The organism is Blastocatellia bacterium (assembly GCA_035275065.1).
In the GTDB taxonomy this organism is placed as follows: domain Bacteria; phylum Acidobacteriota; class Blastocatellia; order UBA7656; family UBA7656; genus DATENM01.
This window is the reverse complement of sequence record DATENM010000145.1, coordinates 63,404-86,305: the sequence shown is the minus strand read 5'-3', so window position 1 is coordinate 86,305 and position 22,902 is coordinate 63,404. Positions and strand designations below refer to the sequence as shown.

Below are 22,902 nucleotides of genomic sequence, written 5' to 3'. Positions count from 1 at the left end.
CTCAATTCGTGACAATGTGATAGCCGACGCCTTGCGGGATGGGGCGCTGCCGGCCTGAGGCGCACTGTTGATCCTCTTCATCAAGCAACATCAGCATAGAGCATTCCAGGTCGACGACGGATGAGACATAAAGCGTGGGCCGTATGCCTTTAGCGGCGCGTTGAAAAAGCATTTGCTCGTAAACATCAACGATGTCAACTTCTGAATCATCAACTTTCATCCGCTTCCCACTCCTTCGTCAGTTGCTTTACACAAGCTTCACTGCATTCAAGAGCAATCACTGTGCCGAGAACAGGGTATACGTTCCGCCAGCGCCGAGCGTTACAAATCATCCGAGAAGGCGAAGACTCGCCGGATAAAGAGCGAACGAAGCAGGTAACTTTGAAGGCGTAGGTGGGAAAAATTGCACGATTAGGGAACAGCGGACGCGGCCCTAGGCTGGCCGATGTTCATACAACCCGACGAACATCAGCCAGCCTCACGCGTCATCTACATCAAGCGTGACGGGCCGGTTCAATCACAGCCTGGCTTCCACAAGAATCAACCGAAGAGACCTCGCCAACCGACCTTGACCAGCACAAACACGAGCCACAGGCCGAATACCATGCCGCCGGTCTTTTTCGCCGTGATCTTCCGGGAACCGGCGACGGCAGCCAGGCCAATGGACAACAGAATCAGGTACCAGATCGAGAAGATGTCGAGCGAGCCGGCGAAAGCCATGAGCGCCGGAGAACTGCCCGCCGGCAGAAAGGCCGCGGCATTCGAGGGCACAATGTTCAACCCCTGTGTCGGATCAACATTGTTGAGCGTTTCCTGATCCTGCACCATCACGACGACAATGGTCACAATGGTCTGCACCAACGCTGTCGCCAGGTAAGACCAGGAAACGACCGAAAGGATTTTCTTAAACGTCGTCTTTGCCTGAATCAACATCATGCCGAGAGCAAAGACGCCGGCGATAAACAGGTAAGCAATTGGCGTCCCGACCGCGCCAATGAGCGGGAAGATCGGCACCAGCTTTTTCGAAAACTCGACGCGCTGTTCGATCTGCTCTGGGGGGATAGATTGGCCCGTGCGGTCAAGCTGCCGTTGAATCTGCGAGCGGAAGATGCGGTCCCAGTCCGGTTTCACCTTCCAGTTAAAGAACAGGCCGGCGGCCACCGCCAGAATCATGCCTAAGATGATCGGCACGATAATCGTCGGCTTGCGGTTGATGTCCTGAAACGTCTCGCCGGGCGAAAAGAGGGCTCCGATCAAACGCTGCATGGCGTTCATGCGTGCCGGCTCTTCGGGTGGCGTTTGCGGCGCGGTCTGCGGCACGGCGTAAGCGGGCGCGCCCGTATCAATCTGGTTTTCGGTTTCGCTCATAAGCCATCTCCTGAGGGTAATGTAATAGACTTCAAGATTCGCGATGCTGAGAGACTACATCGGTTTAGTGATAAGTGACAAGTGATAAGAAAGAAGTGATGAGTGATGAGTGATGAGTGAAGCGAGCGAGGCGTTCAGCGCGTCCTCTTCTTACTCCTCACTCATCACTTTCCGCTCATCACTACTTGTCACCTGTCACTCGTCGCCGGTCCTGCCTGAGACCAGGCGGCAGGCGACGAAATGATCTTTTTCGACTTCGACAAGCTGCGGGTCGTCTTCGGCACATTGCGGCTCGGCAATCGAGCAGCGAGTGCGAAAACGGCACCCGGAAGGCGGCTTGATCGCCGTCGGAATCTCGCCCGCGAGCGGCAACCGTTCACGCCGCGCATCGGGGTCAGGGATGGGAATGGCCGAGAGCAACGCACGCGTGTACGGGTGAAGCGGGTTGCGAAAGATGGCTTCGCTCGGCGCCACCTCGACCAGTTTGCCCAGGTACATGATGCCGACGCGCGTCGAGATGTGCTCGACCACCGACAGCCCGTGCGAAATGAACAGGTAGGTCAAGCCCAACTGCTCCTGCAAGTCTTGAAGCAGGTTGACGATCTGTGCCTGGACGGAAACATCGAGGGCGCTGACCGGCTCGTCGCAAACGATGAATTTCGGGTTGAGCGCCAGAGCGCGGGCAATGCCGATGCGCTGCCGCTGGCCGCCGGAAAACTCATGCGGATAGCGCGCCGCATGCTCCGGCTTCAGGCCGACGCGCTCAAGCAGCTCGCTGACGCGCGCGCGGCGCTCGCCGCCGCTGCCGGCGCGATGAATCACCAGCGGCTCGGCGATGATCTGGCCGACCTGCATGCGCGGGTTGAGCGAGGCGTAAGGGTCTTGAAAGATGATCTGCATCTCGCGCCGCAAGTGGCGCAAGTCGCCTGCGTCTAAGGCGCGCAGGTCGCGCCCTTCAAAGTTGACTACGCCCGCCGTCGGCTCGATCAAGCGCAGGATGCAACGGCCCGTCGTTGATTTGCCGCAGCCGGATTCGCCGACCAGGCCGAAGGTTTCGCCGCGCCTGATGGTGAAGCTGACATCGTCAACCGCTTTCACCGTGTCGCCGCCTGCGCCAAGCAAGCCGCCGCCCGCCGGGAAGTATTTCTTCAGCCCTCGGACTTCGATTAAGTTGCCGTTGTTATCCTGCATCTTCTTGATGATCAATCCGCCGCGAGAAGACCTTCGCCGGCGCGCTCGGGATGCGTCATCGCCGCGTCGTCGCCGACCGATTCAAAGCGGATACAGCGCGCCCCGTGCGCCTCGCCCGCCGCGAGCAAAGCCGGCTCGGCTTCCGTGCATTCGCGGATGACATAGGCGCAACGCGGCGCGAACTTGCACCCGGCGGGCAGTTCGAGCAGGCTCGGCACCGAGCCCTCAATCGTTTGCAATCGCCGTTGCTTGATTCCCTCGTCGGTCAATCGCGGCACCGAGCGCAACAAGCCTTCAGTATAAGGGTGGCGCGGCGCGCCGAATAGCTCGCGCACCGGTGCTTCTTCGACAATGCGGCCCGCGTACATCACCGCGACGCGGTCGGCGGTTTCGGCGACGACGCCGAGATCATGTGTGATCAGCAGCATCGACAGCTTGAATTCGTCTTTCAAGGCGCGCAACAGTTCGAGAATCTCTGCCTGAATGGTCACGTCGAGTGCCGTCGTCGGCTCGTCGGCGATCAGCAAGCGCGGATTGCAGGCCAGCGCCATCGCGATCATCACGCGCTGCCGCATGCCGCCGGAAAGTTGGAAGGGGTAATCGGCGGCGCGGCGCTCGGCATCGGGGATGCGGACGCGGCCCATCATCTCGACGGCGCGAGCCCATGCCTGCTTGCGCGGCAAGCCCTCGTGAAGCTGCACGGCTTCGGCGATCTGGTCGCCGACCGTGTAGACAGGGTTGAGCGAGGTCATCGGGTCTTGAAAGATCATGGCGATCTCGCGCCCGCGCAATCGCCGCATGGCATCCATATCCAGCGACAAGAGGTTCTGATTATCAAACAGAATCTCGCCGCTGACGACGCGGCCCGGCGGCTGGATGAGCCGCATGATAGAAAGGCTGGTGACGGATTTGCCGCTCCCCGATTCGCCGACCAGCGCCAGGGTCGAGCCTCGCGGGATGGCAAAGCTGACATCATCGACGGCGCGGACGACGCCGGCGCGCGTCGGGAAGTGCGTGCTGAGATTCTTGATTTCGAGGATGTTGTCTTGCAATGTTAGAGAGTCCCGTTTCCCTTCCCGTTACCCTTCCTCGTCGTCCGTCTCTTCAGGCGGAAAGACGACACGTTCGTACACCTCCGACAGGCGCAGCTCACAATTTATCGAGTTGATGAACAGTTTTTGCTCTAACCCGGTATAGAGATAGGAAATCCAACCACCATCTGCCTGACGGATCAAATGCTCGATGACAGGCCGGGTCTGCGAGACCAACAAGTAATCGCTTAAGGTAGGACTCCATATTCGATACCGTTCAAACTTCTCACCACGATCAAAGCTTTCGGTCGATTCTGAAAGCACTTCAATGATGACGGTCGGGTTCAACACCACATCCGTATGCTTATCGTGGAATTGCGGCTCGCCGCATATAACAACAAAATCGGGGTAAGAGAACAAACCCTTCCTACTTCCGGGACGCGGAATCGGGCCGCTGCGGACTTTGGTGTCTTTTATTCTCATCCGGCAAGGCGTCCCCCTAAGTTGCGGGTGCAATAGTCCTGCTATATTTGCGGAGATGTCTCCGTGCGCAATGCTTTCACCCGACATCAAGATGACGTAGCCATCAAGGTATTCATGGCGCTCTTCTGCTTGCCGTTCCATCTCCAGGTACTCTTCAATCGTGTAAAGCAGTTCTGATTTTCTGATCGCCATGATGTTTCCTCACTCATAGCTCGCGCCGGTGTATTCGCCGAAGACGGCACGCAATCGGTCGGAGATTTCGCCGAGCGTCGCGTAGGCTTCGACGGCGCGGATGATGTGCGGCATCAGGTTCTCGTCGCTGCGCGCCGCCCGCTCGATTAAATCGAGCGCTTCGCCAGTCGCCGCTTCAGCGCGCCGGGCGCGCACGGCTCGCAAGCGCTCGACCTGCTCGCGCTCCAGCGCTTCATTGATCCGCAGGATGGGGACATCAGACTTTTCATCCATCGTGAAGCGGTTGACGCCGACGACAACCTGCTCGCCGGATTCGATGGCGCGCTGGTAATCATAAGCGGCGCGCTCGATCTCGCGCTGCACAAAACCGCTCTCTATCGCCGTCAACATGCCGCCGAGGTCATCAATCTTGCGAATGTAATCCGACGCCAGCCGCTCGATCTCGTTCGTCAGGTATTCAATGGCATACGAGCCGGCGAGCGCGTCCGCCGTGTCGGCGACGCCCGATTCATAGCCGATCACCTGCTGCGTGCGCAGCGCAATGCGCGCCGCATGCTCGGTCGGCAATCCCAGCGCTTCGTCCATCGAGTTGGTGTGCAGCGATTGCGCGCCGCCTAGCACTGCGGCCAGCGCTTGAATAGTCGTGCGCACGATGTTGACTTCGGGCTGCTGCGCCGTCAGCGACGAGCCCGCGGTCTGCGCGTGAAAGCGCAACATCAGCGAGCGCTCGTCGCGCGCCTGGAAACGCTCGCGCATGATGCGGGCCCACATGCGGCGGGCGGCGCGGAACTTGGCGACCTCTTCGAGAAACTCATTATGCGAGTTGAAAAAGAAAGCGATGCGCGGCGCGAATTCGTCAACCGCCAACCCCGCATCAATCGCCGCCTGCACATAAGCAATCGCGTCGGCCAGGGTGAAGGCGACTTCCTGCGCGGCGGTCGAGCCGGCTTCGCGAATGTGATAGCCGCTAATCGAAATCGTGTTCCAGCGCGGCACCTCGCGGGCGCAGTAGGCAAAGATGTCCGTGACAATGCGCAGGCTAGGGCGCGGCGGATAGATATAAGTGCCGCGCGCGATGTATTCCTTGAGGATGTCGTTTTGAATCGTCCCTGAAATCTTCTCCGGCGCAACGCCTTGCTTCTTGGCGACGGCGACGTACATGCCGAGCAGTATCGCCGCCGTCGCGTTGATCGTCATCGAAGTCGACACTTGATCGAGCGGGATTTGATCGAGCAAGCGCTCCATGTCGTCGAGCGTATCAATCGCCACGCCGACCTTGCCGACTTCGCCGCGCGCCATCTGGTGATCGGAATCGAAGCCCATCTGGGTCGGCAGGTCGAACGCCACAGACAGCCCTGTCTGACCCTGCGCCAGCAAGTAACGAAAGCGCCCATTCGATTCCGCTGCGGTCGCGTAGCCGGCATACTGGCGCATCGTCCAGAGCTTGCCGCGATACATAGTCGCATAAGGCCCGCGCGTGAACGGGTAGCGGCCCGGATCGTTCAGGTCGCGTTCATAATCAGCCTCGCCGTCCGCCGGGCGAAAGACCGGCTTCATCGCGATGCCGGAACTGGTCGCTTTGTCTTCATCGCGCGCTTTGGTGGTCATAACCGGCCTCCGACAGCCTTTCACGCTTGAGCTTAACAAACTGCTGCGCGGCTTGCCACACAGCCGTCGCGTAAACGATGAAGGCGGCCAGCAGGATCAGCGAGCGCGCATCGGCCCACGACGCAAAGCCTTCACCAAAGAGATTCTTGCTCGTCAGGTTCGACAGCGCAAAGACGGCGACCAGCACGCCGAACAGCAAACGTTTGTGGGCAAGGGTTGAGGCTTGAAGCGCGCGTTGAATGACGAAGGCGACAGGCAGAATCAGGATGACGAAGTGAGCCTTCCAACTGAGCGGCGACAGCATCACCATGCAACAGAAGAACGGCGCGGCGGCGGCCATCTCACTGCGCGCCACTGCCGCCGCCGCCAGCGCGACCAGCAGCAGAATCGCTGCCAGCGCCAGCGTCAGGGGGCTCGATGGCTGGCGCACCGAGCCATCCGCAGGCGCGTCGCTCACCTGCGGATGCTCGGCGGATTGCATGCCTTCGGTCAAACGGGCGACGAAACCGCGCAGCGATTGGTTGCCGCCATAGGCCAGGTCGAAGCCTTGCTGATTGCGCACCGTGCGGTTGAAAAATACGCCGAAGGTTTCGGTAGCGCGCGCTCCGAAAGGCAGGAAGCTGGCCGCGATCAACATGGCGGCGCAGAGGGCCGTGGTCGCCGCAAAAAGCCATCGCCGCTTCGCCAGGTGATAGCCCAGCAGCAGCGCCGGCGTCAGCTTGATTGCCATAGCCAGGGCCAGCGCCGCGACCGACCAGCGCCGCCGATTAGTCGCATAACAGTAAACGTGCGCGACCGCCAGCGCCGTAATGATGAGGTTGACCTGTCCGAGCTTAAAGTTATCGAGGATGAACCGCAAAAGGATCACGGCAGAAAGCAATGCGATCAGCCCTTGCCGCCGCGATGAGCCAGTCACCCACTCGACAACTGTACGAGCCGCGCTCGTCGCCCAATGAGTCGGCAAGGCGCTCGCCGCCCCTGCGCCTTCGCTCGTTTGCAAGCCAGCAAGGCCCGCGGACAGCCGCGCCGCAATGACCGCGGCCGTCAGGCTGATGAGAAACCAGACGTAGGCCGCCGCCGGCAGCGGCAGCCAGGCCAGCGGCATCATCAACTCGGCCAGCACCGGCGGATAGAGATAGGGCGTCCAGGCATGCAGCGATTCCTGGTACGGGTCGCGCCCGGCGAGCAGCTCGCTCGCCGCGAAGTAAAATACATTGAAGTCGTTTTCGTACTTGTGAGGATTCGTGCCGCTCTGCCGCGCGAAGTAAACGCCGCTTGCCAGCACGACGACGCAGGCGAGCGCAATGAGAAGGCGGCGGGTCATCTTCGTCAGGCTTACCACTTCGGCAGGAACCAGCGTGCGTAGTAATAAAGCAGCGGCGCGCAGAAGAGCAGGCTGTCAACGCGGTCGAGCATGCCGCCGTGACCGGGCAGCAGGTTGCTCGAATCTTTGACCTGCGCGCCGCGCTTCAGCATTGACTCAGCGAGATCGCCGACCTGCCCGACCACGCCGATGGCCGCGCCCAACAGCATCGCATGCAAGAGCGGTATCTCAGGAAAGAAGGTGTAGCGGCAAAGCGGCCCGACGAGGATTGCCGTGATGAGGCCGCCGACCGCGCCTTCAATCGTTTTGCCGGGACTGATGCGCGGCGCCAGCTTGTGGCGTCCGAGCGAGCGGCCCGTGTAAAACGCGCCGGTATCGGTGAGCATCACCATCGCAAAGAACATCGTCAGCAGTTTCGCCGCCAGGTGCGGCACCGGCGGCAGCGTCAAGCCATCGGTGATCATGCGCACGCCGACCAGATAGCCGGCCAACATCACGACGTAGATCACGCCCATCAAGGTCACCGCCACCGCGCCGAGCGTCTTGCTCAAGTCTTTCGCCGTCGCCAGCTCTATCGTCAACGAAACGATGACCAGCGCCGCCAGCACCGCGGCGATTCCGGCCAGCGCATCGGCAACAAAGCACGCCAGCACCAGCACGCCGGCAACATAACCCGGAATCACCTGCGCCCGATTGCCGATCTTTGCACAGATGTTATAAAACTCGCCGAGCGCCAGCAGCGCCGCGACACCCGCAAGGAGGACGAAGAAGTAAGGGACCTGGCTCCAGACGGTGTAAAGCAGAATAGGGAGCCCGACCAGCGCCGTGAGGATTCGTTTCATAGAAAGTGATGAGTGATGAGTGATGAGTGATGAGTGGCAGAACGTCGCCCGCTACTCATCACTCATCACTCATCACTTATTTCATATTCGCGGCCAGCAGCGCGGCCTTGTCTGCGGCATTGACGCCGCCGTAACGTCGGTCGCGTTTCTGGTACTCGATGATCGCTTCAAAGAAGCTGGCGCGGCAGAAATCGGGCCAGAGCGTTTCGGTAACATAAATCTCGGAATAGGCGATCTGCCAGAGCAGGAAATTCGAGATGCGCAATTCGCCGCTGGTTCGGATCAACAGGTCGGGGTCGGGCAAGCTCGCCGTATACAGGTGCCGCTCGATGTCGCGCTCGCTGATCTCTTCGGGATTGCGGCCACTTTGTTGGTATTCGAGGACGAGGGCTCGGCAAGCCTCGGTCAACTCCGAGCGCCCGCTGTAGTTGAGCGCGACGGTCAAGACCGTGCCGGTGTTGGCTTCGGTCTCACGCCGCGCGTATGCCAGTTCGCGGCGCACCGCCGGTTCCAGCTCGGCTTCGCGCCCAATGGTCTGAAAGCGAATGTTATTCCGCTTGAGGCTGCGAATCTCTTTGCGCAAAAACTCGCGCAGCAATCCCATGAGCGCCGTAATCTCCAGGCGCGGGCGCTTCCAGTTTTCCGTCGAGAAGGCGTAGAGCGTCAGGTAGCCGATGCCGAGCCGGGCCGTGGTTTCGACCGTGGCGCGCACGGCTTCGGCGCCGACGCGATGGCCGGCGACGCGCGGCTGATTGCGGCGACCGGCCCAGCGGCCATTGCCGTCCATGATGATGGCGATATGTCGGGGGAGATGGTCGAGGTGAATCTGCCGGAGCAGAAATTCGTCGCGTGAGCCGCTGGCGATCAGGCCGTCAAAGTTCTTCAGTACGTTGTTGCTCATCAGTCTAATCAGTGACAAGTGACGAGTGACAAGTGACAAGATGAGCATGCCGGCTGGGCCTTGCTAGGATAGCGACTTACTTCGTCTTGTCACTTGTCACTTGTCACTTGTCACTCTAATAGTCCACTCGCACCAGAGTCAAGCCATGCGCCGGAGCCTTCGGGCCGGCCTCACTGCGCTGGCGGCTGGCGAGCGCCGCGCCGACGCTCGCGGCGCGGCGACGACCGCGCCCGACGTCGATCAAGGTGCCGGCAATCGTTCGCACCATGTAACGCAGAAAGCCTTCAGCAGCCGCGGTGATGCGAATCCGCTGGCCGTCTTCTTCGATGTCGAGCCGTGTCAGCCGGCGCACGCGATCTTCGGTTTCATTTGCCGCGACGGTGAAGGCGCTGAAGTCATGCTGGCCGATGAGCAATTCAGCCGCGCGCCGCATCTCGGCAACATCGAGGGTGCTGCGATAGTGATAAACGTAGCGAAAGTCCGCGGGGCGGACGACCGGCGCGGTGCAGATCACATAGCGGTAGGTTTTTTCTTTGGCCGAGAAGCGCGCGTTGAATGACGAGTCGGCAAGCTCGACGCGCATGATGCGCAGGTCGCGATTGAGATTGCCGTTGACCGCATCGCGTAATTCGTCGAGAGCAAACTCGTGTTGCAGAAAGACGCTGGCCACCTGCGCCTCGGCGTGGACGCCCGCATCCGTCCGGCCCGCGCCGTGCAGCGTCACCGCTCGATGGTCGAGCAATGTCAGCACCCGCGTCAACTCGCCTTGAACCGTCCGCGCGTTGGCCTGCATCTGCCAACCGTGATAGTTCGTGCCATCATAAGCAATCGTCAGCTTGTAGTTCTTCATTCAGTGGTCAGTGGCCGGGAAATAGGAGGCAGGCAGCAGGCAGCAGGAGGCAGTTAGCCATGCAGAGTAAGCTCCGTTAGGAGCGCAATGTTTATAGTCACCAATGCCTTGATGATTCTAGCTCCGTTAGGAGCGCAATGTTGACATCGCGCCCCTACGGGGCTTGGATTCTTTTCCACGCTGGTTGCTATAAACATCACGTCCCTACGGGACTGCCTCCTGCTGCCTGCTGCCTGCCTCCTCACTACCGGCTACTACTTCCGACTTCCAGGCTTGATGGCCGGCGTGCCTTGCTGGCACAGCGGGCAGGTCGCCGGATCGTATGCCGGCACGTCGAGCGTCAGCAAGGCGACGCGGCGCACGCCAATGTCTACTGCGCCGCCTGAGCGGTCAACGACCGAGCCTGCGCCGACCACCACGCCGCCGGCGCGCGTCACGGCATCCATCGTTTCGCGAGTCGAGCCGCCGGTGGTCACAACATCTTCGACAACCAGCACGCGCTCGCCTTCTTCGAGACGAAAGCCGCGGCGGAGCGTCATCGCGCCATTCTCGCGCTCGCTGAACAGAGCGCGCACGCCCAGCGCCCGCGCCGCTTCGTGAGCCACGATGATGCCGCCGATAGCCGGCGCGACGACGGCGCTGATCGCTTCGTTGCTAAAGTGCGCGGCGAGCTGGCGGCCTACCCATGCAGCGCGCTCAGGGTGTTGCAAGACCAGCGCGCATTGCAGGTAACGCGGGCTGTGCATGCCGGAGGTCAACTGAAAATGACCTTCCAGCAGCGCGCCGGTCTCCTGAAACATCGCCAGGGTTTGTTGCTCGGTTTCTTTTTCCATTCTGACTTCTGACTCCTGACTTCTGACTTCTGACTCTTATTTGCCCTTCTTGTTTTTCGGCGGCGCGGGCGGAATCAGATCGGGCTTAATCAGTTCAGGCAGCGGCGAGCCTTCGGGGTTCTCGAATCGCAACCCGAGAATGGCCGCGGCCGTGGGGCCGATGTCGATCATGCGAGCCAGCGCGACCCGCGCGCCCAGCCGCGCGCCTGCGCCATAGACGATCAGCGATGAGCGCATCTCGGCGCGCGACGGCAACTGGCCGTGCGTGCCGTGATAATTCTTCGCCTCGTGAACCTCCGGGCCGGTCAGCTCTTCGCCGAACGAGAAGCCGGGCGCGGCCTCAAGCATCAGGTAAGCCGCGGGGATCGCGCCGAGCTTTTTCAGCTCTGCCTGATTCAGCACACGGCTGATCGGACTGCCATCACGTTGCGCCATCTCTGTGAACAGGGTCGTCACTTTTTTCGCAATCGCCTTGTCGTTGGCGTCCTTCAGCATGATGGCGCACGAGCCGCCTGCCGGCCACGCCGCCACTTGCCAGTCGGTCGGCTTGCCGCTGGCATCTAAGGTAATGAGCCGGGCTTTGGCGAGCGTGACGTTGGGCTCGAATTTCTTAGTGACCGGCGCGAAGCCGTGATCGGAGACGAGAAAGAAGGTCGTGCGGTCAAAGGTGCCGGCTTTGCGCGTCGCCGCGATGATGCGCCCGACATAACCGTCTAATCGCTCGGCGGTCTTCAGTGCTTCGGGCGAGCGCGGCCCGTAGGTGTGATGCGCGCCGTCAAGCTCGATCAGATGAACCAGCAGCAGGTTCGGCTTGTAGGTTTGAATGATATGCTCGGCGTAAGTTGTGCGCCGTCCATCGGTGGACTTATCGTCGCTCGGCTGTGCGGCGGTCGCTTTCTCGATCAGCCCCGGCGTTGAATACTGCAAGGTGCGCTTGCCGGTCTGTACCTTCTCTGTAGGGTCGGCGATCTCCGGCACGTTGTAATCGATCTCGGCGCCCGCCGTCACCGGCCAGCCGACGTTGGCCGTCGTCAGCCCGGCGCGCTTCGCCATAGACCAGAGAGTTTCGATCTTCAGGTCTTTCGAGAACCAGTACCACTCCTTCGTCTGCTCGGCGGGCGGCGCTTCAAAGATGCGGTTCTGGACGATGCCGTGCAGCGCCGGGCGCACGCCGGTGATCAGCGTCGTGTGCGCCGGGTAGGTCACCGACGGGTAGACGCCTTCGACGCCTTCGGCGTAAGCGCCGTTGAGCTTCATCTCTGTGAGCGTCGGCACCTTCAGCCCGAGCGGCGCGGGCGCGGTGTAGTATTCAGGAATCAAGCCGTCAATCGAGATCATCACCACATAGGCGTCCCGGCGCGCCTGCGCCGTTTGCGGGGCCGCATCGGGTCTGGCTGATTGAGCGGCCTGCGCCCGCAGCGGGAGGGCAAAAACCAAGATCAGCAGCAGCGCCGTGATGAGTCTGTGTGAGCGGGAGTGTTTTGTCATACGTTCAATCCCCATGCGGCGAATTCAAACGCCTATTCGCGCCGTTAGATTTCAACCTGAAGGCCATCTCTGCCGATGATGATGTCGCCAGAGTAGTCGCGGCGTATCTCGCGACTGACTTCTGCTTCGTCAACCTCGAAATAAAAGTGCGTGACGATCAAGCGTTCGGCTTCGGCCAAAGCCGCCATGCGCGCGACGTCGCGGATCGAAACGTGAGCGATGCCTTCGCGGCGCTCGCGGAACGAGCATTCCGAAATCATCGCCGTGGTTCTGGCGAAGAAGCGCGCCACCTCTTCGCTGTAATCGGTGTCGCCCGTGTAACAGATCACTTTTGCGCCGCTGGTCACGCGCGCGGCAAGGCTTTCGTCGGTGTGCGGCGTCTTGGTCACCGCGAGCCGGCTGTCAGCGGATAATTCGAGCTGCTCGCCGGGCGCGAGCAATTCTAGATTGACCGGGAACTTCGGCTCAAACAGCTTTTCACCGAATGCCTGGCTGAGCCCGGCCATCACGCGGTCTAATCCGCGCGGGCCGATGACGGTGAGCGGCTCGCGGCGCTCGCTTCGCATGCCGTACTTGAAGGCGAAGAAAAGCGACGCCAGCTCGCCGCAGTGGTCTACATGAAAGTGGCTGATGAAGAGGTGCGTCAGGCGCTCCCAGTCGCAGCCGTAACGCGCCAGCGCATGCACCGAGCCGGCGCCACACTCCATCATCAAGCGCACGTCCCCGCTTTCGATGAAGTAGCCCGCCGAGTTGCGCGCCCCGTCGGGCACCACCGTCCCCGAACCGAGTATCGTCAGCTTCATGTCAGCCTCTTAGGTGGTCGCGTGATACGGTGATTCTAGCACGCCGCCGCCGCGCCTTGCATCGCCGTCTGGTCAGGGTCTATTCATTCAGGGAAATTGAACCGCCAAGACGCCAAGGACGCCAAGGAAACGCCAAGTCTTCTTGGTGTTCTTGGCGTCTTGGCGGTTCATTCCCCGACCGTTTCTTGAGATTGAATAGACTCTGCCGTCAGGCCGCCTTCGTTGACAGACACGCTGCCGGTCTTCTAGCATCAAAGCTTGCTGCTGGCGCGTGACGCCATAGCTTTTACAACTCTTTTGCAACTCCGCGAAACCGCTCGCGACACAAAGCGTAGAAGAAAACGTGACCGCACCCAAAACCCACCAGGCAGGGGCAAGCAAGAAGGCGAAAGCCAAACCGCCCGCCGTCGAGCGCGCCGGTATCGTTATGGCGGTGCTGCTGCTCATCTTCTTTCTCGGCACCAGTGATAACCAGATGATCTCGCCGCTGCTGCCGCGCATCGCCGAAGACTTCGGCTATGGCACGAGCGTCGGCGAAGTCGGACGCCTGCTCTACCCGGCCTACGCGCTAGCCGCCGCCGCCGCGGCACTGCTCATCGGGCCGATGTCGGACAAGTTTGGCCGCCGCCGCTTCCTGCTTTATGCGGCCATCCTTTTCGCCGCCTCGCTGTTGGTGACGGCACTGACTCGCAATCTCTACCTGCTGGCCGCCGTGCGCCTGGTGACGGGGCTGGCGGCGGGGACGTTTTCGACCTGCTCAATCGCTTACGCGGCCGATTACTTTCCCTACGAGCGGCGCGGCGTGGCGATGAGCGTTGTCCAGGCGGGCTACTTTTTCGCCCTCGTGCTCGGCGTGCCGGTGGCCAATCAGCTTGCCAACTGGAAAAGCTGGCGACTGAGCTTTGCGCTGTTCGGCGTTGTCTCCCTCATCGCCTTCGCGCTGGTCGCCGCCTTGCTCCCCGAGGACAAGCACACGATGGCCGAGATGAATCTCGCATCGCGCATGGCACGGCGCTTCGACAACATCCGCGTCTCGTTTGAGGGCGGCTCGCGCGTCGCTTCCATCGCCGCGGCGTTTTTCGTGTCGGGTGGATTCGTCGGCTTCTTCTCTTATCTCGGCTCATGGTTGAAGCAAGGGTTGAATCTGTCGCCTACGGCGGTCAACAGCTTCTTCGCGCTGGTCGGCCTCGCTTTGCTTGCGGGGGCGTTTGTCGCCGGGCCTGTGGCCGACAAATTCGGCAAGCGCGGTCTGTCTATTCTTGCGACGCTCATTCTTGCGCCGACGCTGATGCTGATTCCGCGCCTGGGATGGGGCGTGGGGCTGTTTGCGGTCTTCCTGATTTCGGCGCTCGCCTTCGCATTCCGGCAAGGCCCGCTGCAAGCGCTGGCCACAGAGCTAGTGCCGCGTCGGGCTCGCGGGGCGCTCGTCGCCGTGCGCAACACGGCGTCGCAGGTCGGCATTGCGATGTCGACGCTTGCCAGCGGCGCGCTTTATGATAAGCTCGGGTTTACCGCCGTCGGATTGTTCAGCGGCGTGCTGACCCTGGCCGCCGCCGCTTGCATCTTGATGATGCACGAGCCCGAGGCCGAGCCGGCGGCGCAGGAGCCCAAGGCATGAGCGTTTCGCACGCTTCGTCGGAACCCGAAAGCCCAACCCGCCAATCCAAACCGCGCCGCCGCTGGCTCGTCTGGCTGCGCCGCGTCGTCATCCTGCTGATCGTCATTTTCCTGGCGCTCGTCTACGTCGTCTTTCCGCTGTGGGCGTCGGGACTGGTGACGCGGGCGACGACCCGCCCCATGGACCGCCGGCTGACTTCGACGCCGCGAGACTTTCAGGCGGAATACCGCGACGTCGAATTCACGACGGCGGACGGCGTGCGCTTAAGCGGCTGGCTGCTGCCAAGCCGCGAACGCCATGCGACGATTATCTTTTCGCATGGCCTGTTTCGCTCGCGGCGCGAGCTCTTGGAGCGCGCCGTTGACCTGTGGCGGCTCGGCTATGGCGCGCTGTTGTACGACGCGCGCAATCACGGCGACAGCGGCGCGGCGCGCGTCACGCTCGGGTATGACGAGCGCCTCGACGCCGAAGCCGCCGTGCGCTATTTGCGGGATGAGGTTCACACGACGGATAAGATTGTGCTGTTCGGCATTTCGATGGGCGCGATGACGGCGCTGCTGGCCGCCGCCGAAACGCCCGAAGTCGCCGCCGTCATCTCCGACAGCTCGTACCTGAATTTCAAAGACACCTCGGATCATCACATCCGCCTGTTTCTGCACCTGCCGGCCTTCCCGCTGGCCAACGAGATTCGCGCCTTGATGGAGCGGCGCGGCCAGTTCGACGGCGACAAGCTGGATGCGACAGATGCGGTGCGACGAATCGGCGAGCGGCCCGCGATGTTCATCGCCGCGGCTAACGACCCGCGCATGCCGCCGGACATTGCCGAGAAGCTTTATGACGTATCGGCGAGCGACAAACGCAAGCTCGCAATCATTGACGGCCCCGGCTCAGAGATTCACGGCCACGCCTATCAAGCCAACCCGCAACGTTACGTCAGCGAAATCGCGGCGTTCCTCAAGGACGCGCTGGAGTAGCGCAAGCAAGCAGCTTGCGCTGCGACCTACAACCTGCCGCGCTTTGCCTTTCCCATAAGGCAGGACTATGATGGCGGCTATGGAAGACGACTCGCTGTTTAACAAGAAGGTGATTGACGTCGGCCCGCCCCGCAAGCGGCGCGTCTGGTTGATCGTGCTGGCCGCCATCGTCGTCGCGCTGCTGCTGGCCGGCTCGAAACTGCTCAGCATCTATACCGACGCGCTGTGGTTTAACTCCATCGGCTTTTCGAGCGTCTACTGGTACAAGTTCCGCCTCGGCGCTTTGCTGTTCGTCGTCTTCTTCGCCGTCACCTTCGTCGTCATCAAGCTTGCCTTCTGGCTCTTGAGCCGCCTCTTTCCTGAGCTGACCGAGCGGCCACATCTACGCATCGCCTCGGCCGAAGACATTCGCGAAGTCAACTTCCTGCCCTTCATCTACCGGCCCGGCATCTGGCTGCTGTCGGTCGGCGGCGGGCTGATGGCCGGCGTTCAGATGAGCCAGGAGTGGCCCGAGTTCGCGCTCTTTTTGAATTCGCAAGCGGCGGGCGCTACGGATCCCATCTTCAACCGCGACGCCAGCTTTTATCTCTTCCGCCTGCCGGTCTATGACCTGCTCGCCGGCTGGTGGCAAACGCTCGCCGTCTTACTCTTCCTGGTGACGGCGGCGGCGGCGGCTTACGTCTGGTATCTGGAGCGCGTGCGTAACGAGGCGCGAACGCAGACACGCCGCCGGGCGACGATTGCCGTCAGCGCCGCCGGAGCGTTTGCGGCGCTGGCCCTTGCCGCCAGCACCTACCTTGATCGCTTCGAGATGCTCGCCAACCAGCACGACCTGTTCACAGGCATCAACTACACGGACGCCAACGTGCGCTTGAAAGCCCTGAACGTCCTGGTGATCCTGCTGATACTTTCGGCCATCGGTCTCATCATCAACGCCATCGCCTTGCGCCAGTTGCGACTGATCTGGTGGCTCGCGGCGCTCGTCGTTGTCGTCGCCGTTGTCGGCCTCGGCATCATCCCGCAGTCGGTGCAATCCTTTTCGGTGAAGCCGAACGAGCTGGCGAAAGAATCGCCTTACATCGAGCACAACATCAGCAAGACCCGCGAAGCCTTCGCGCTCGACCGCATACAGGATCGCCCCTTCGCCCCGGCGGCGACGCTCACCGCGCAGCAGATTCGCGCCAGCGGTGAAACCCTCGACAACGTCCGCTTGTGGGATCGCCGCGCCCTGCAAGCGACGCTCAGCCAGATTCAAGAGATACGCACCTATTATGATTTTCGCATGCCGGACGTTGACCGCTACGTCGTGAATGGCAAGCTGCGCCAGGTGATGCTGGCGGCGCGCGAAATGAACGTCGAGCAGTTGCCGGAACAGTCGCGCAACTGGATCAATCAGCACCTCGTCTACACGCACGGCTACGGCGTCACCATGAACACGGTCAACGAGTTCACTCCAGAAGGCCAGCCGCATCTCGTGCTAAAGAACATGCCGGTCGAAAGCGACGCGCCGGAAGTCAAAGTCACGCGCCCCGAAATCTACTTCGGCGAAGACACCACGGCGCACGTCTACGTCCGCACGCGCGCCCAGCAGGGGACGCAGCCCGAGTTCAACTACCCGGCGCCCGGCGACATCGATTCTTACACGATGTATGAAGGCGACGGCGGCATTCCGGTCGGCGGCTTCTTTCGCAAGCTGGCGTTGAGCCTCTATCTCGGCGACGGCTCGAACCTGTTGTTTAGCGACTACATCAACGCCGACAGCCGCGTGCTGCTACACCGCGAGGTGCGCAGCCGCGTGGCGCGCGTCGCGCCCTTCCTGATGTTCGATGACGACCCTTACATTGTCATCAACCACGAAGGCCGGCTCTTCTGGATGGTAGACGGGTTCACCGTCTCTGACCGCTACCCCTACAGTACGGCCTATGATGTCGGCGGTCGCCGGGTGAATTATATTCGCAACTCGGTCAAGGCGGTCGTTGACGCCTATGATGGCGCAGTGACGTTTTACGTCTTCGAGACCGATGACCCGATCATTCAAGTTTACCGGCGCATCTTCCCGGCACTGTTCCGCTCCGCCGATGAGATGCCCGAAGACTTGCGGGCGCACGTCCGCTACCCGAGCTTGCTGGTCAACGCGCAGGCGCAGGCTTACCTGCTCTATCACATGACCAACCCGCAGACGTTCTACAATCACGAAGACCTGTGGGCGACGGCGGCATCGGAAACGCCGATCAAGCAAGGCCAGGAGCCAGAGCCGATGCAGCCTTATCACGTGCTGATGGATTTGCCAGCCGAAGCCAATGCCTCGCTTGAGTTCTTGAACATCTTGCCGTTCACGCCGTCGGGCGGGCGCAGCAACATGATCGGCTGGCTGGCGGCGCGCAACGACGGCGCGAATTATGGCCGGGTCGTCGTCTACAGCTTCCCGAAGAACGTCACCGTCAATGGCCCTGCGCAGATTCGCGCCCGCATCAACCAGGACCCGCAGCTCTCGCAGTTGATGACGCTGTGGAGCCAGCGCGGCTCAGAGCTGTTGCGCGGCAACCTGCTGGTCATCCCGCTGGCCGATTCGCTGCTCTACGTCGAAGCCTTCTACCTTCAGGCCGAGGGCACGCAGTCGAAGCTGCCGGAGCTAAGGCAAGTCGCTATCGCGACGCAAGACCGGCTGGCTTATGGGCGAACCTTTGAAGAAGCCCTGCGCGCCCTGTTCCCCGAACTCGGCCCGTCAGCAAAACCATCCGCCCCGCCAACGTCCACGGCACAGGCATCCGCGCAACAACAACAGGCAGGCAAGCCGCAAGCGCCGACCGCACCCGCGCCGACCGCACCCGCGCCGAGCGCCGATGACGGGCGCTTGATTCAGCAAGCCGCACAGCTATTCACGGAGTACAAACGGTTGACCGCCGAAGGCAAGCACCGCGAGGCCGGCGAAAAGCTCGACCAGTTAGAGCAGGCGATCAATGAGTTGAATCGCCGTCGCGGCGGGCAATGATCCGCCCGCCTGCGGCGAGCAGGCAAAGCCAACCGTGGCGATGCCAAATTCAGAGTTAGTCATCTCTCTGTTCAACGGGCAACACATAACTTCATCAAGGGCAGCCGCGCATGCAACCGATGATTCAAACCTCCGATCTCCAGTCGGGTGTCGTCTCCTCCCCGGCCGAGGCGATGTTAAGTCGCGCCATCCGCGAAACGCTCAGGGCAGCAGCCAGAGACCGCGCCCGGCTTTTCGAGCGACTGGTCCGCGAAATCGAGAGCTACATGGCTGCCCATCCAGAAGAACGTCCCTGGACCTGCAAGGTCTACACAGGGACAGAGGGTTCGCGAATATTTCGGGGCGGAGTCGGCCATTCACTGGTGATCGACCCGGATGGCCGTCTTTGGCGGGCGCGGAGCTACGAGGATTTCGAGACGACCTACACCTTCAGCGCAGGCAACTGTGAGGTCGGCACGCTGACGCCGCGCTTCGATCAGATGCGGGAATACGTGTCTGAGTAAGCTTTGGCCGATGGAGATTGCAACGGTTCCGGTCGCGCGGAAAAGGCAGGGAGTCATTCAAGGCCGGAAGCCTAGGAGTCTCTGTTCCTCTGGCGCTGGTCTTTCATCACGCCGGCTGCGCAGCCGCCGGTTTACGCTTTGCCGGCGTGGCGGGCCAGACCAGCGACGACGGCGACCAGTCGGGTGGGATCAACCGGCTTTGAGATGTGGATTTGATAGCCGGCGGAGCGCGCCCGCAGGCTGTCCTCTTCCCTGGCATACGCGGTCAACGCCGCCGCGGGGATATTGCCGCCCTCTTCCGGCGCCAGCGTGCGCACCTTTTTGATCAACGCAAAGCCGTCCTCGCCAGGCATCCCGAGGTCAGAGATCAAGACGTGCGGCTTCCAGTCGCGGAAAGCGCCCAGGGCTTCCGAACTGGTGCCGGCGGCGTGGACTTCGGCGCCAGATTCGCTCAGCACCAGGCGAAGAATCTCGCGCGTGTCGGGGTCATCATCGACCACCAGCACGCGCAGCCCGCCCAGGTCCGCCGCGCCGGCCAGAAGTGCGCTCGCCGCTGCCGTTCGATCCCCGGAGGTTGAAGCAGCCTGTGGCGCGAGCGCCGGCGCGACACGGACATCGGCCAGCGGCAGGCGCACAGTGAAGACCGCGCCGCGCCCACGGCCCAGACTGTCCGCCGTCACCGTGCCGCCATGCAGCTCGGTCAGGTGCCGAACAATCGCCAGCCCCAGGCCGAGCCCGCCATGCTCGCGCGTCGTCGATGAATCGGCCTGGCGGAAGCGGTCAAACACATAAGGCAAAAACCGCGGGTCAATGCCGATGCCGCTGTCGCTGACGCGAATCTCGACCTGCGCGTCAACCCGCTTCAGCTCGACTTCAATCCGCCCATTCTCCGGCGTGAATTTGATGGCGTTTGATATCAGGTTCCAGACGATCTGCTGTAAGCGGTCGGCATCACCCAGGACAATATCGGCATCGCGGTCGAGCGCCGTCACAATCGTAATCGCTTTGGCGGTCGCCGCCGGGCTGTTCGTATCGATAGCCGCGTCAATGATGGGCGCCAGCTCGACGGCTTCCGGCTCGATGCGCAGCTTGCCGGTGATGATGCGCGAGACATCGAGGATGTCTTCAATGATTCTGGCCTGCCCTTGCGCGTTGCGCTCGATGACGGATGCCGCATTGCGCGTCGTCTGGTCATCGAGCGAGCGGCGGCTCAACAGGCTGGCCCAGCCGAGAATGGCGTTGAGCGGCGTGCGCAGCTCGTGCGACACGGTCGCCAGGAATTCATCCTTCAAACGATTCGCCGCCTCGGCCTCGCCACGCGCCGTCTGCTCGCGCCGCAAGAGCTGTTCGCGTTCTTTTTCAGCCAGGCGGCGCTCGCTGACGTCATGAAAGACAATGATGACGCCGATCATCTGGCCGGTCGGGTCTTTGATCGGCGCGCCGCTGTCTTCGATGGGAATCTCGCGGCCATCCCTGGCAATCAGCAGCGTATGATTGGCTAGCCCGACGACTTTGCCTTCCCGCTGGATGGCGGCAAAAGGACTTTCGACCGGCCCGCGCGCCTCTTCGCTGACGATGCGGAGAACTTCATGGAGCGGCTGACCGGTCGCCTCTGCCGCCGTCCAGCCGGTGAGCGCTTCGGCGGTCGGGTTGATAAAAGTGACCGCGCCATTCATGTCGGTCGCGATCACGGCGTCACCGATGCTCGCCAGCGACACGCGCAGGTACTCGCGCTGATCGCGCAAACGCCGCTCGGCGCTGCGGCGCGAGCCGGTGAAGAAGGCGAGCGCCGCAAAAAGCACCATGCGATTGACCATGGTGACGGCGTATCGCCAGGTAAAGGGCTGGGTGGCAAGAGAGAAATAATCAATCGCCACTTCGAAAGCGATGCCCACCAACAGGCCAGAGCCTTTCCCACCGTACCAGGCGCTGGCAATCAGCAAGGCGATAATCAGGATGGTCGGATCAATCGCCAGGGCGAACCAGCGCTTGAGACCAAGAAAGAACAGCAGCAGGGCCGCGAATGCCACCACCGGCAGCACGTAGCGCAACGTGACTGATCGCAGCTTCTTGTTCATCCGTAATTCCTTGAACCCAAACTCTACACCGTTTGCCGGCCCTGATTCCAGCAGACCGCTTCAACTGGCGAGCGGCTGGGCTTCGAATTCAAGGATCATCTCGCTCAGCGTAGCGATGATGGCGGGACGGTCGAATTTGATGCCGATCACCGGCAGGAAGACGCGCTCGCGGGTCGCGCCGGTAATCTCTTTCAGCAACAAGCGGCAGAACGCCGCGGCCACCGTGGCGCAAAACTGTGTGCCGGTGTTGCGCGACAGGTCGGCGAGCGCCCGATCCAATGGCAGCCGCGCCCGGTAAGGCCGGTCGGTCATCATCGCGTCGAACGAATCGGCCAGCGTGACAATGCGCGCCCCCAGCGGAATCTGCTCGCCGCTCAGACCCCGCGGATAGCCTGTGCCGTCAACCTTCTCGTGGTGCGACCCGGCCATCTGGGCGATCTCGTCCCACGGGTGGCGAATGTGCGAGAGGATTTCAAAGCCGGTGGCGGCGTGCTTGTTCAACTCTTTGAACTCGCGCTCGGTCAGCGGGCGCGGGTTGTTGATGATCGAGCGATCAACCGTGATCTTGCCGATGTCGTGCAGGTAGCCGGCGACGGTGATGTAATCGAGCTGTCGGCCCGCCATCCCCAGCTCGCGGGCGATGGCTTCGCAGTAACGCCCGACGCGCTCCGAGTGGCCGCTGGTGTAGGCGTCCTTCAAATCAATCGCCGCGCCGAACGCCTTGACCGTGTCGCGATAAATCTCGTGCATCTCGCGGTAGAGCCGCTGATTCTCTTCGGCCTTGCGGCGCAGCGAGACCATCAGCCGGTGGTTGTAAAAAGCGATGGCGATGTGGCGGGTGATGGTGTTGATGATCTCGACATCTTCGGCGTCGTAGTCTTCGCGGGTGAACTTTTCGGAAAGAAAGATCATGCCCATCAGCTCGCCGCGCGCCACCATCGGCACCGTCGTATGCGCGCGCAGGCGCTTGAAGACGTCGCTGTTGCGGTGGACGAACGCGGACAGGCCATTCTGCTCGGCCTCTAAGTTGACCGGCACGCTATGCCCGGTCAGTTGCGCGACCTCTTCGTGATCCAGGGTGATCTTCTGGCCGACGGCCTTTTGTAAGCCTTTGGCGGCGACGACTTTCAGTTGATGCGGCTCGTGGCTGTAGCGGGCAATGGCGCCGCGCGGGATGGCCAGCGTGCCCAACAGCATATGCAGCGAGGCGCGCACGACTTCGTCAAAGTCGTGCGTCGAGCTGATCTCTGTGCCCAGCTCGGCCAGGGCGCCGAAGTTGTGCAGCATCTTTCGCATGGTCAAACTCATGGGTGCAATCTCCTTGGTTCGTTAGAGGTGAGCGAAGTGCGTCGCGGTCGCGGCAGTTCAGACCGCCGCGCTTTGCAGCTCGCCATGCAGATTGGCTAACGCGGATTCTTCGCTGTCAGCGATCTGAATGTGCGACGCCAGACCGAGCATCTCGAACAGCTCGCGGTTCGACGGGCTCAAACTGGCAAGCACCAGCATGCCGCGGGCGTCGTTGACTACCTCGATGACGCCGAGCAGGATGGAGATGCCGATGCTGTTAATCAATTCGGTCTCGGCAAAGTTGATGACGATGTGGCGCACGCCGGCATCGAGCAGTTCCAGGCAGCACCGCTCGATGCTCTCGCCGCGCAACTGATTCAGGTAAGCGCCGGGATAAAGGACGGCAGCGCCTTCGACGCGCCGCATACGAATGTCTGTGGTATTCATGGCTTCCCCCAAGGCTTCAGGAGTGACAAGTGACAGGGGACAAGTGACAAGAAGAACTGCGCCCGGGCGTTCTTACCCGGAAGCGGAGT

Annotated in this window: 20 protein-coding genes; 4 read left to right on the top strand and 16 right to left on the bottom strand. The window is 61.7% G+C overall.

Annotation, left to right across the window (positions count from 1 at the left end):
• Position 1 precedes the first annotated feature (1 nt).
• The 13 genes from VJ464_27035 to VJ464_26975 form a co-directional block, all read right to left on the bottom strand.
• The gene (locus VJ464_27035) at positions 2–220 is read right to left on the bottom strand and encodes a hypothetical protein (GenBank protein HKQ08807.1); all 219 of its coding nucleotides are present in this window, start codon (positions 218–220) and stop codon (positions 2–4) included.
• Between the two features lie 320 nt (positions 221–540).
• Complete coding sequence (locus VJ464_27030) at positions 541–1,368, bottom strand: Yip1 family protein (GenBank protein ID HKQ08806.1); 828 nt, start codon at positions 1,366–1,368, stop codon at positions 541–543.
• 195 nt (positions 1,369–1,563) lie between these two features.
• Positions 1,564–2,559 (bottom strand): dipeptide ABC transporter ATP-binding protein, encoded by a 996-nt coding sequence (locus tag VJ464_27025; GenBank protein HKQ08805.1) that lies wholly within the window; start codon positions 2,557–2,559, stop codon positions 1,564–1,566.
• Between the two features lie 11 nt (positions 2,560–2,570).
• Complete coding sequence (locus VJ464_27020; protein HKQ08804.1) at positions 2,571–3,611, bottom strand: ABC transporter ATP-binding protein; 1,041 nt, start codon at positions 3,609–3,611, stop codon at positions 2,571–2,573.
• A gap of 27 nt (positions 3,612–3,638) precedes the next feature.
• Positions 3,639–4,265: a Uma2 family endonuclease gene (locus VJ464_27015; protein ID HKQ08803.1), complete on the bottom strand. Its 627-nt coding sequence runs from the start codon at positions 4,263–4,265 to the stop codon at positions 3,639–3,641.
• 9 nt (positions 4,266–4,274) lie between these two features.
• Positions 4,275–5,873, bottom strand: coding sequence for a methylmalonyl-CoA mutase family protein (locus tag VJ464_27010; GenBank protein ID HKQ08802.1), 1,599 nt, complete (start codon positions 5,871–5,873; stop codon positions 4,275–4,277).
• Positions 5,851–7,197, bottom strand: a complete 1,347-nt coding sequence (locus tag VJ464_27005) for a glycosyltransferase family 87 protein (protein HKQ08801.1) — start codon at positions 7,195–7,197, stop codon at positions 5,851–5,853. The genes VJ464_27010 and VJ464_27005 overlap by 23 nt, the downstream gene beginning before the upstream one ends.
• 11 nt (positions 7,198–7,208) lie before the next feature.
• Positions 7,209–8,039, bottom strand: coding sequence for a phosphatidate cytidylyltransferase (locus VJ464_27000; GenBank protein ID HKQ08800.1), 831 nt, complete (start codon positions 8,037–8,039; stop codon positions 7,209–7,211).
• Positions 8,040–8,115: 76 nt separating this feature from the next.
• Positions 8,116–8,940 carry an isoprenyl transferase gene (locus VJ464_26995; protein HKQ08799.1) on the bottom strand — a complete coding sequence of 275 codons (825 nt, stop codon included), beginning with the start codon at positions 8,938–8,940 and terminating at the stop codon, positions 8,116–8,118.
• A gap of 115 nt (positions 8,941–9,055) precedes the next feature.
• A complete protein-coding gene (gene truA / locus VJ464_26990; protein HKQ08798.1) occupies positions 9,056–9,790 on the bottom strand; it encodes a tRNA pseudouridine(38-40) synthase TruA in 735 nt (244 codons plus the stop codon).
• Positions 9,791–10,044: 254 nt separating this feature from the next.
• Entirely contained in the window at positions 10,045–10,623 is a 579-nt protein-coding gene (gene pyrE / locus VJ464_26985) for an orotate phosphoribosyltransferase (GenBank protein ID HKQ08797.1), read from the bottom strand.
• Between the two features lie 36 nt (positions 10,624–10,659).
• Positions 10,660–12,111, bottom strand: a complete 1,452-nt coding sequence (locus tag VJ464_26980) for an ectonucleotide pyrophosphatase/phosphodiesterase (GenBank protein HKQ08796.1) — start codon at positions 12,109–12,111, stop codon at positions 10,660–10,662.
• 44 nt (positions 12,112–12,155) lie between these two features.
• Positions 12,156–12,914, bottom strand: a complete 759-nt coding sequence (locus tag VJ464_26975) for a ribonuclease Z (protein ID HKQ08795.1) — start codon at positions 12,912–12,914, stop codon at positions 12,156–12,158.
• A 343-nt stretch (positions 12,915–13,257) separates the two neighbouring features.
• Here VJ464_26975 and VJ464_26970 point away from each other — a divergent pair, with 343 nt between their 5' ends.
• From VJ464_26970 to VJ464_26955, 4 genes are all read left to right on the top strand, one after another.
• The gene (locus VJ464_26970; GenBank protein HKQ08794.1) at positions 13,258–14,532 is read left to right on the top strand and encodes an MFS transporter; all 1,275 of its coding nucleotides are present in this window, start codon (positions 13,258–13,260) and stop codon (positions 14,530–14,532) included.
• Entirely contained in the window at positions 14,529–15,506 is a 978-nt protein-coding gene (locus tag VJ464_26965) for an alpha/beta fold hydrolase (GenBank protein HKQ08793.1), read from the top strand. The genes VJ464_26970 and VJ464_26965 overlap by 4 nt, the downstream gene beginning before the upstream one ends.
• A gap of 79 nt (positions 15,507–15,585) precedes the next feature.
• Positions 15,586–18,498 (top strand): UPF0182 family protein, encoded by a 2,913-nt coding sequence (locus VJ464_26960; protein ID HKQ08792.1) that lies wholly within the window; start codon positions 15,586–15,588, stop codon positions 18,496–18,498.
• A 110-nt stretch (positions 18,499–18,608) separates the two neighbouring features.
• The gene (locus VJ464_26955) at positions 18,609–19,001 is read left to right on the top strand and encodes a hypothetical protein (GenBank protein HKQ08791.1); all 393 of its coding nucleotides are present in this window, start codon (positions 18,609–18,611) and stop codon (positions 18,999–19,001) included.
• Positions 19,002–19,132: 131 nt separating this feature from the next.
• On the opposite strand, the gene VJ464_26950 is transcribed toward VJ464_26955, so the two are convergent.
• From VJ464_26950 to VJ464_26940, 3 genes are read right to left on the bottom strand one after another with little or no spacing between them, the layout of a single operon-like run.
• Positions 19,133–21,079, bottom strand: a complete 1,947-nt coding sequence (locus tag VJ464_26950; protein ID HKQ08790.1) for an ATP-binding protein — start codon at positions 21,077–21,079, stop codon at positions 19,133–19,135.
• A 60-nt stretch (positions 21,080–21,139) separates the two neighbouring features.
• Positions 21,140–22,387, bottom strand: coding sequence for an HD domain-containing phosphohydrolase (locus VJ464_26945; protein HKQ08789.1), 1,248 nt, complete (start codon positions 22,385–22,387; stop codon positions 21,140–21,142).
• A 57-nt stretch (positions 22,388–22,444) separates the two neighbouring features.
• Entirely contained in the window at positions 22,445–22,813 is a 369-nt protein-coding gene (locus VJ464_26940) for an STAS domain-containing protein (protein ID HKQ08788.1), read from the bottom strand.
• Positions 22,814–22,902: the final 89 nt, after the last annotated feature.

Coding starts and splice junctions, on each gene's coding strand:
- VJ464_26980 (HKQ08796.1), bottom strand. CDS start 12,111: ATGACAAAACACTCCCGCTCACACAGACTCATCACGGCGCTGCTGCTG.
- VJ464_27025 (HKQ08805.1), bottom strand. CDS start 2,559: ATGCAGGATAACAACGGCAACTTAATCGAAGTCCGAGGGCTGAAGAAA.
- VJ464_26950 (HKQ08790.1), bottom strand. CDS start 21,079: ATGAACAAGAAGCTGCGATCAGTCACGTTGCGCTACGTGCTGCCGGTG.
- VJ464_26965 (HKQ08793.1), top strand. CDS start 14,529: ATGAGCGTTTCGCACGCTTCGTCGGAACCCGAAAGCCCAACCCGCCAA.
- VJ464_26945 (HKQ08789.1), bottom strand. CDS start 22,387: ATGAGTTTGACCATGCGAAAGATGCTGCACAACTTCGGCGCCCTGGCC.
- VJ464_27035 (HKQ08807.1), bottom strand. CDS start 220: ATGAAAGTTGATGATTCAGAAGTTGACATCGTTGATGTTTACGAGCAA.
- VJ464_26940 (HKQ08788.1), bottom strand. CDS start 22,813: ATGAATACCACAGACATTCGTATGCGGCGCGTCGAAGGCGCTGCCGTC.
- VJ464_26960 (HKQ08792.1), top strand. CDS start 15,586: ATGGAAGACGACTCGCTGTTTAACAAGAAGGTGATTGACGTCGGCCCG.
- VJ464_27010 (HKQ08802.1), bottom strand. CDS start 5,873: ATGACCACCAAAGCGCGCGATGAAGACAAAGCGACCAGTTCCGGCATC.
- VJ464_27030 (HKQ08806.1), bottom strand. CDS start 1,368: ATGAGCGAAACCGAAAACCAGATTGATACGGGCGCGCCCGCTTACGCC.
- truA (HKQ08798.1), bottom strand. CDS start 9,790: ATGAAGAACTACAAGCTGACGATTGCTTATGATGGCACGAACTATCAC.
- VJ464_26975 (HKQ08795.1), bottom strand. CDS start 12,914: ATGAAGCTGACGATACTCGGTTCGGGGACGGTGGTGCCCGACGGGGCG.
- VJ464_26995 (HKQ08799.1), bottom strand. CDS start 8,940: ATGAGCAACAACGTACTGAAGAACTTTGACGGCCTGATCGCCAGCGGC.
- VJ464_26955 (HKQ08791.1), top strand. CDS start 18,609: ATGCAACCGATGATTCAAACCTCCGATCTCCAGTCGGGTGTCGTCTCC.
- VJ464_27000 (HKQ08800.1), bottom strand. CDS start 8,039: ATGAAACGAATCCTCACGGCGCTGGTCGGGCTCCCTATTCTGCTTTAC.
- pyrE (HKQ08797.1), bottom strand. CDS start 10,623: ATGGAAAAAGAAACCGAGCAACAAACCCTGGCGATGTTTCAGGAGACC.
- VJ464_27015 (HKQ08803.1), bottom strand. CDS start 4,265: ATGGCGATCAGAAAATCAGAACTGCTTTACACGATTGAAGAGTACCTG.
- VJ464_27005 (HKQ08801.1), bottom strand. CDS start 7,197: ATGACCCGCCGCCTTCTCATTGCGCTCGCCTGCGTCGTCGTGCTGGCA.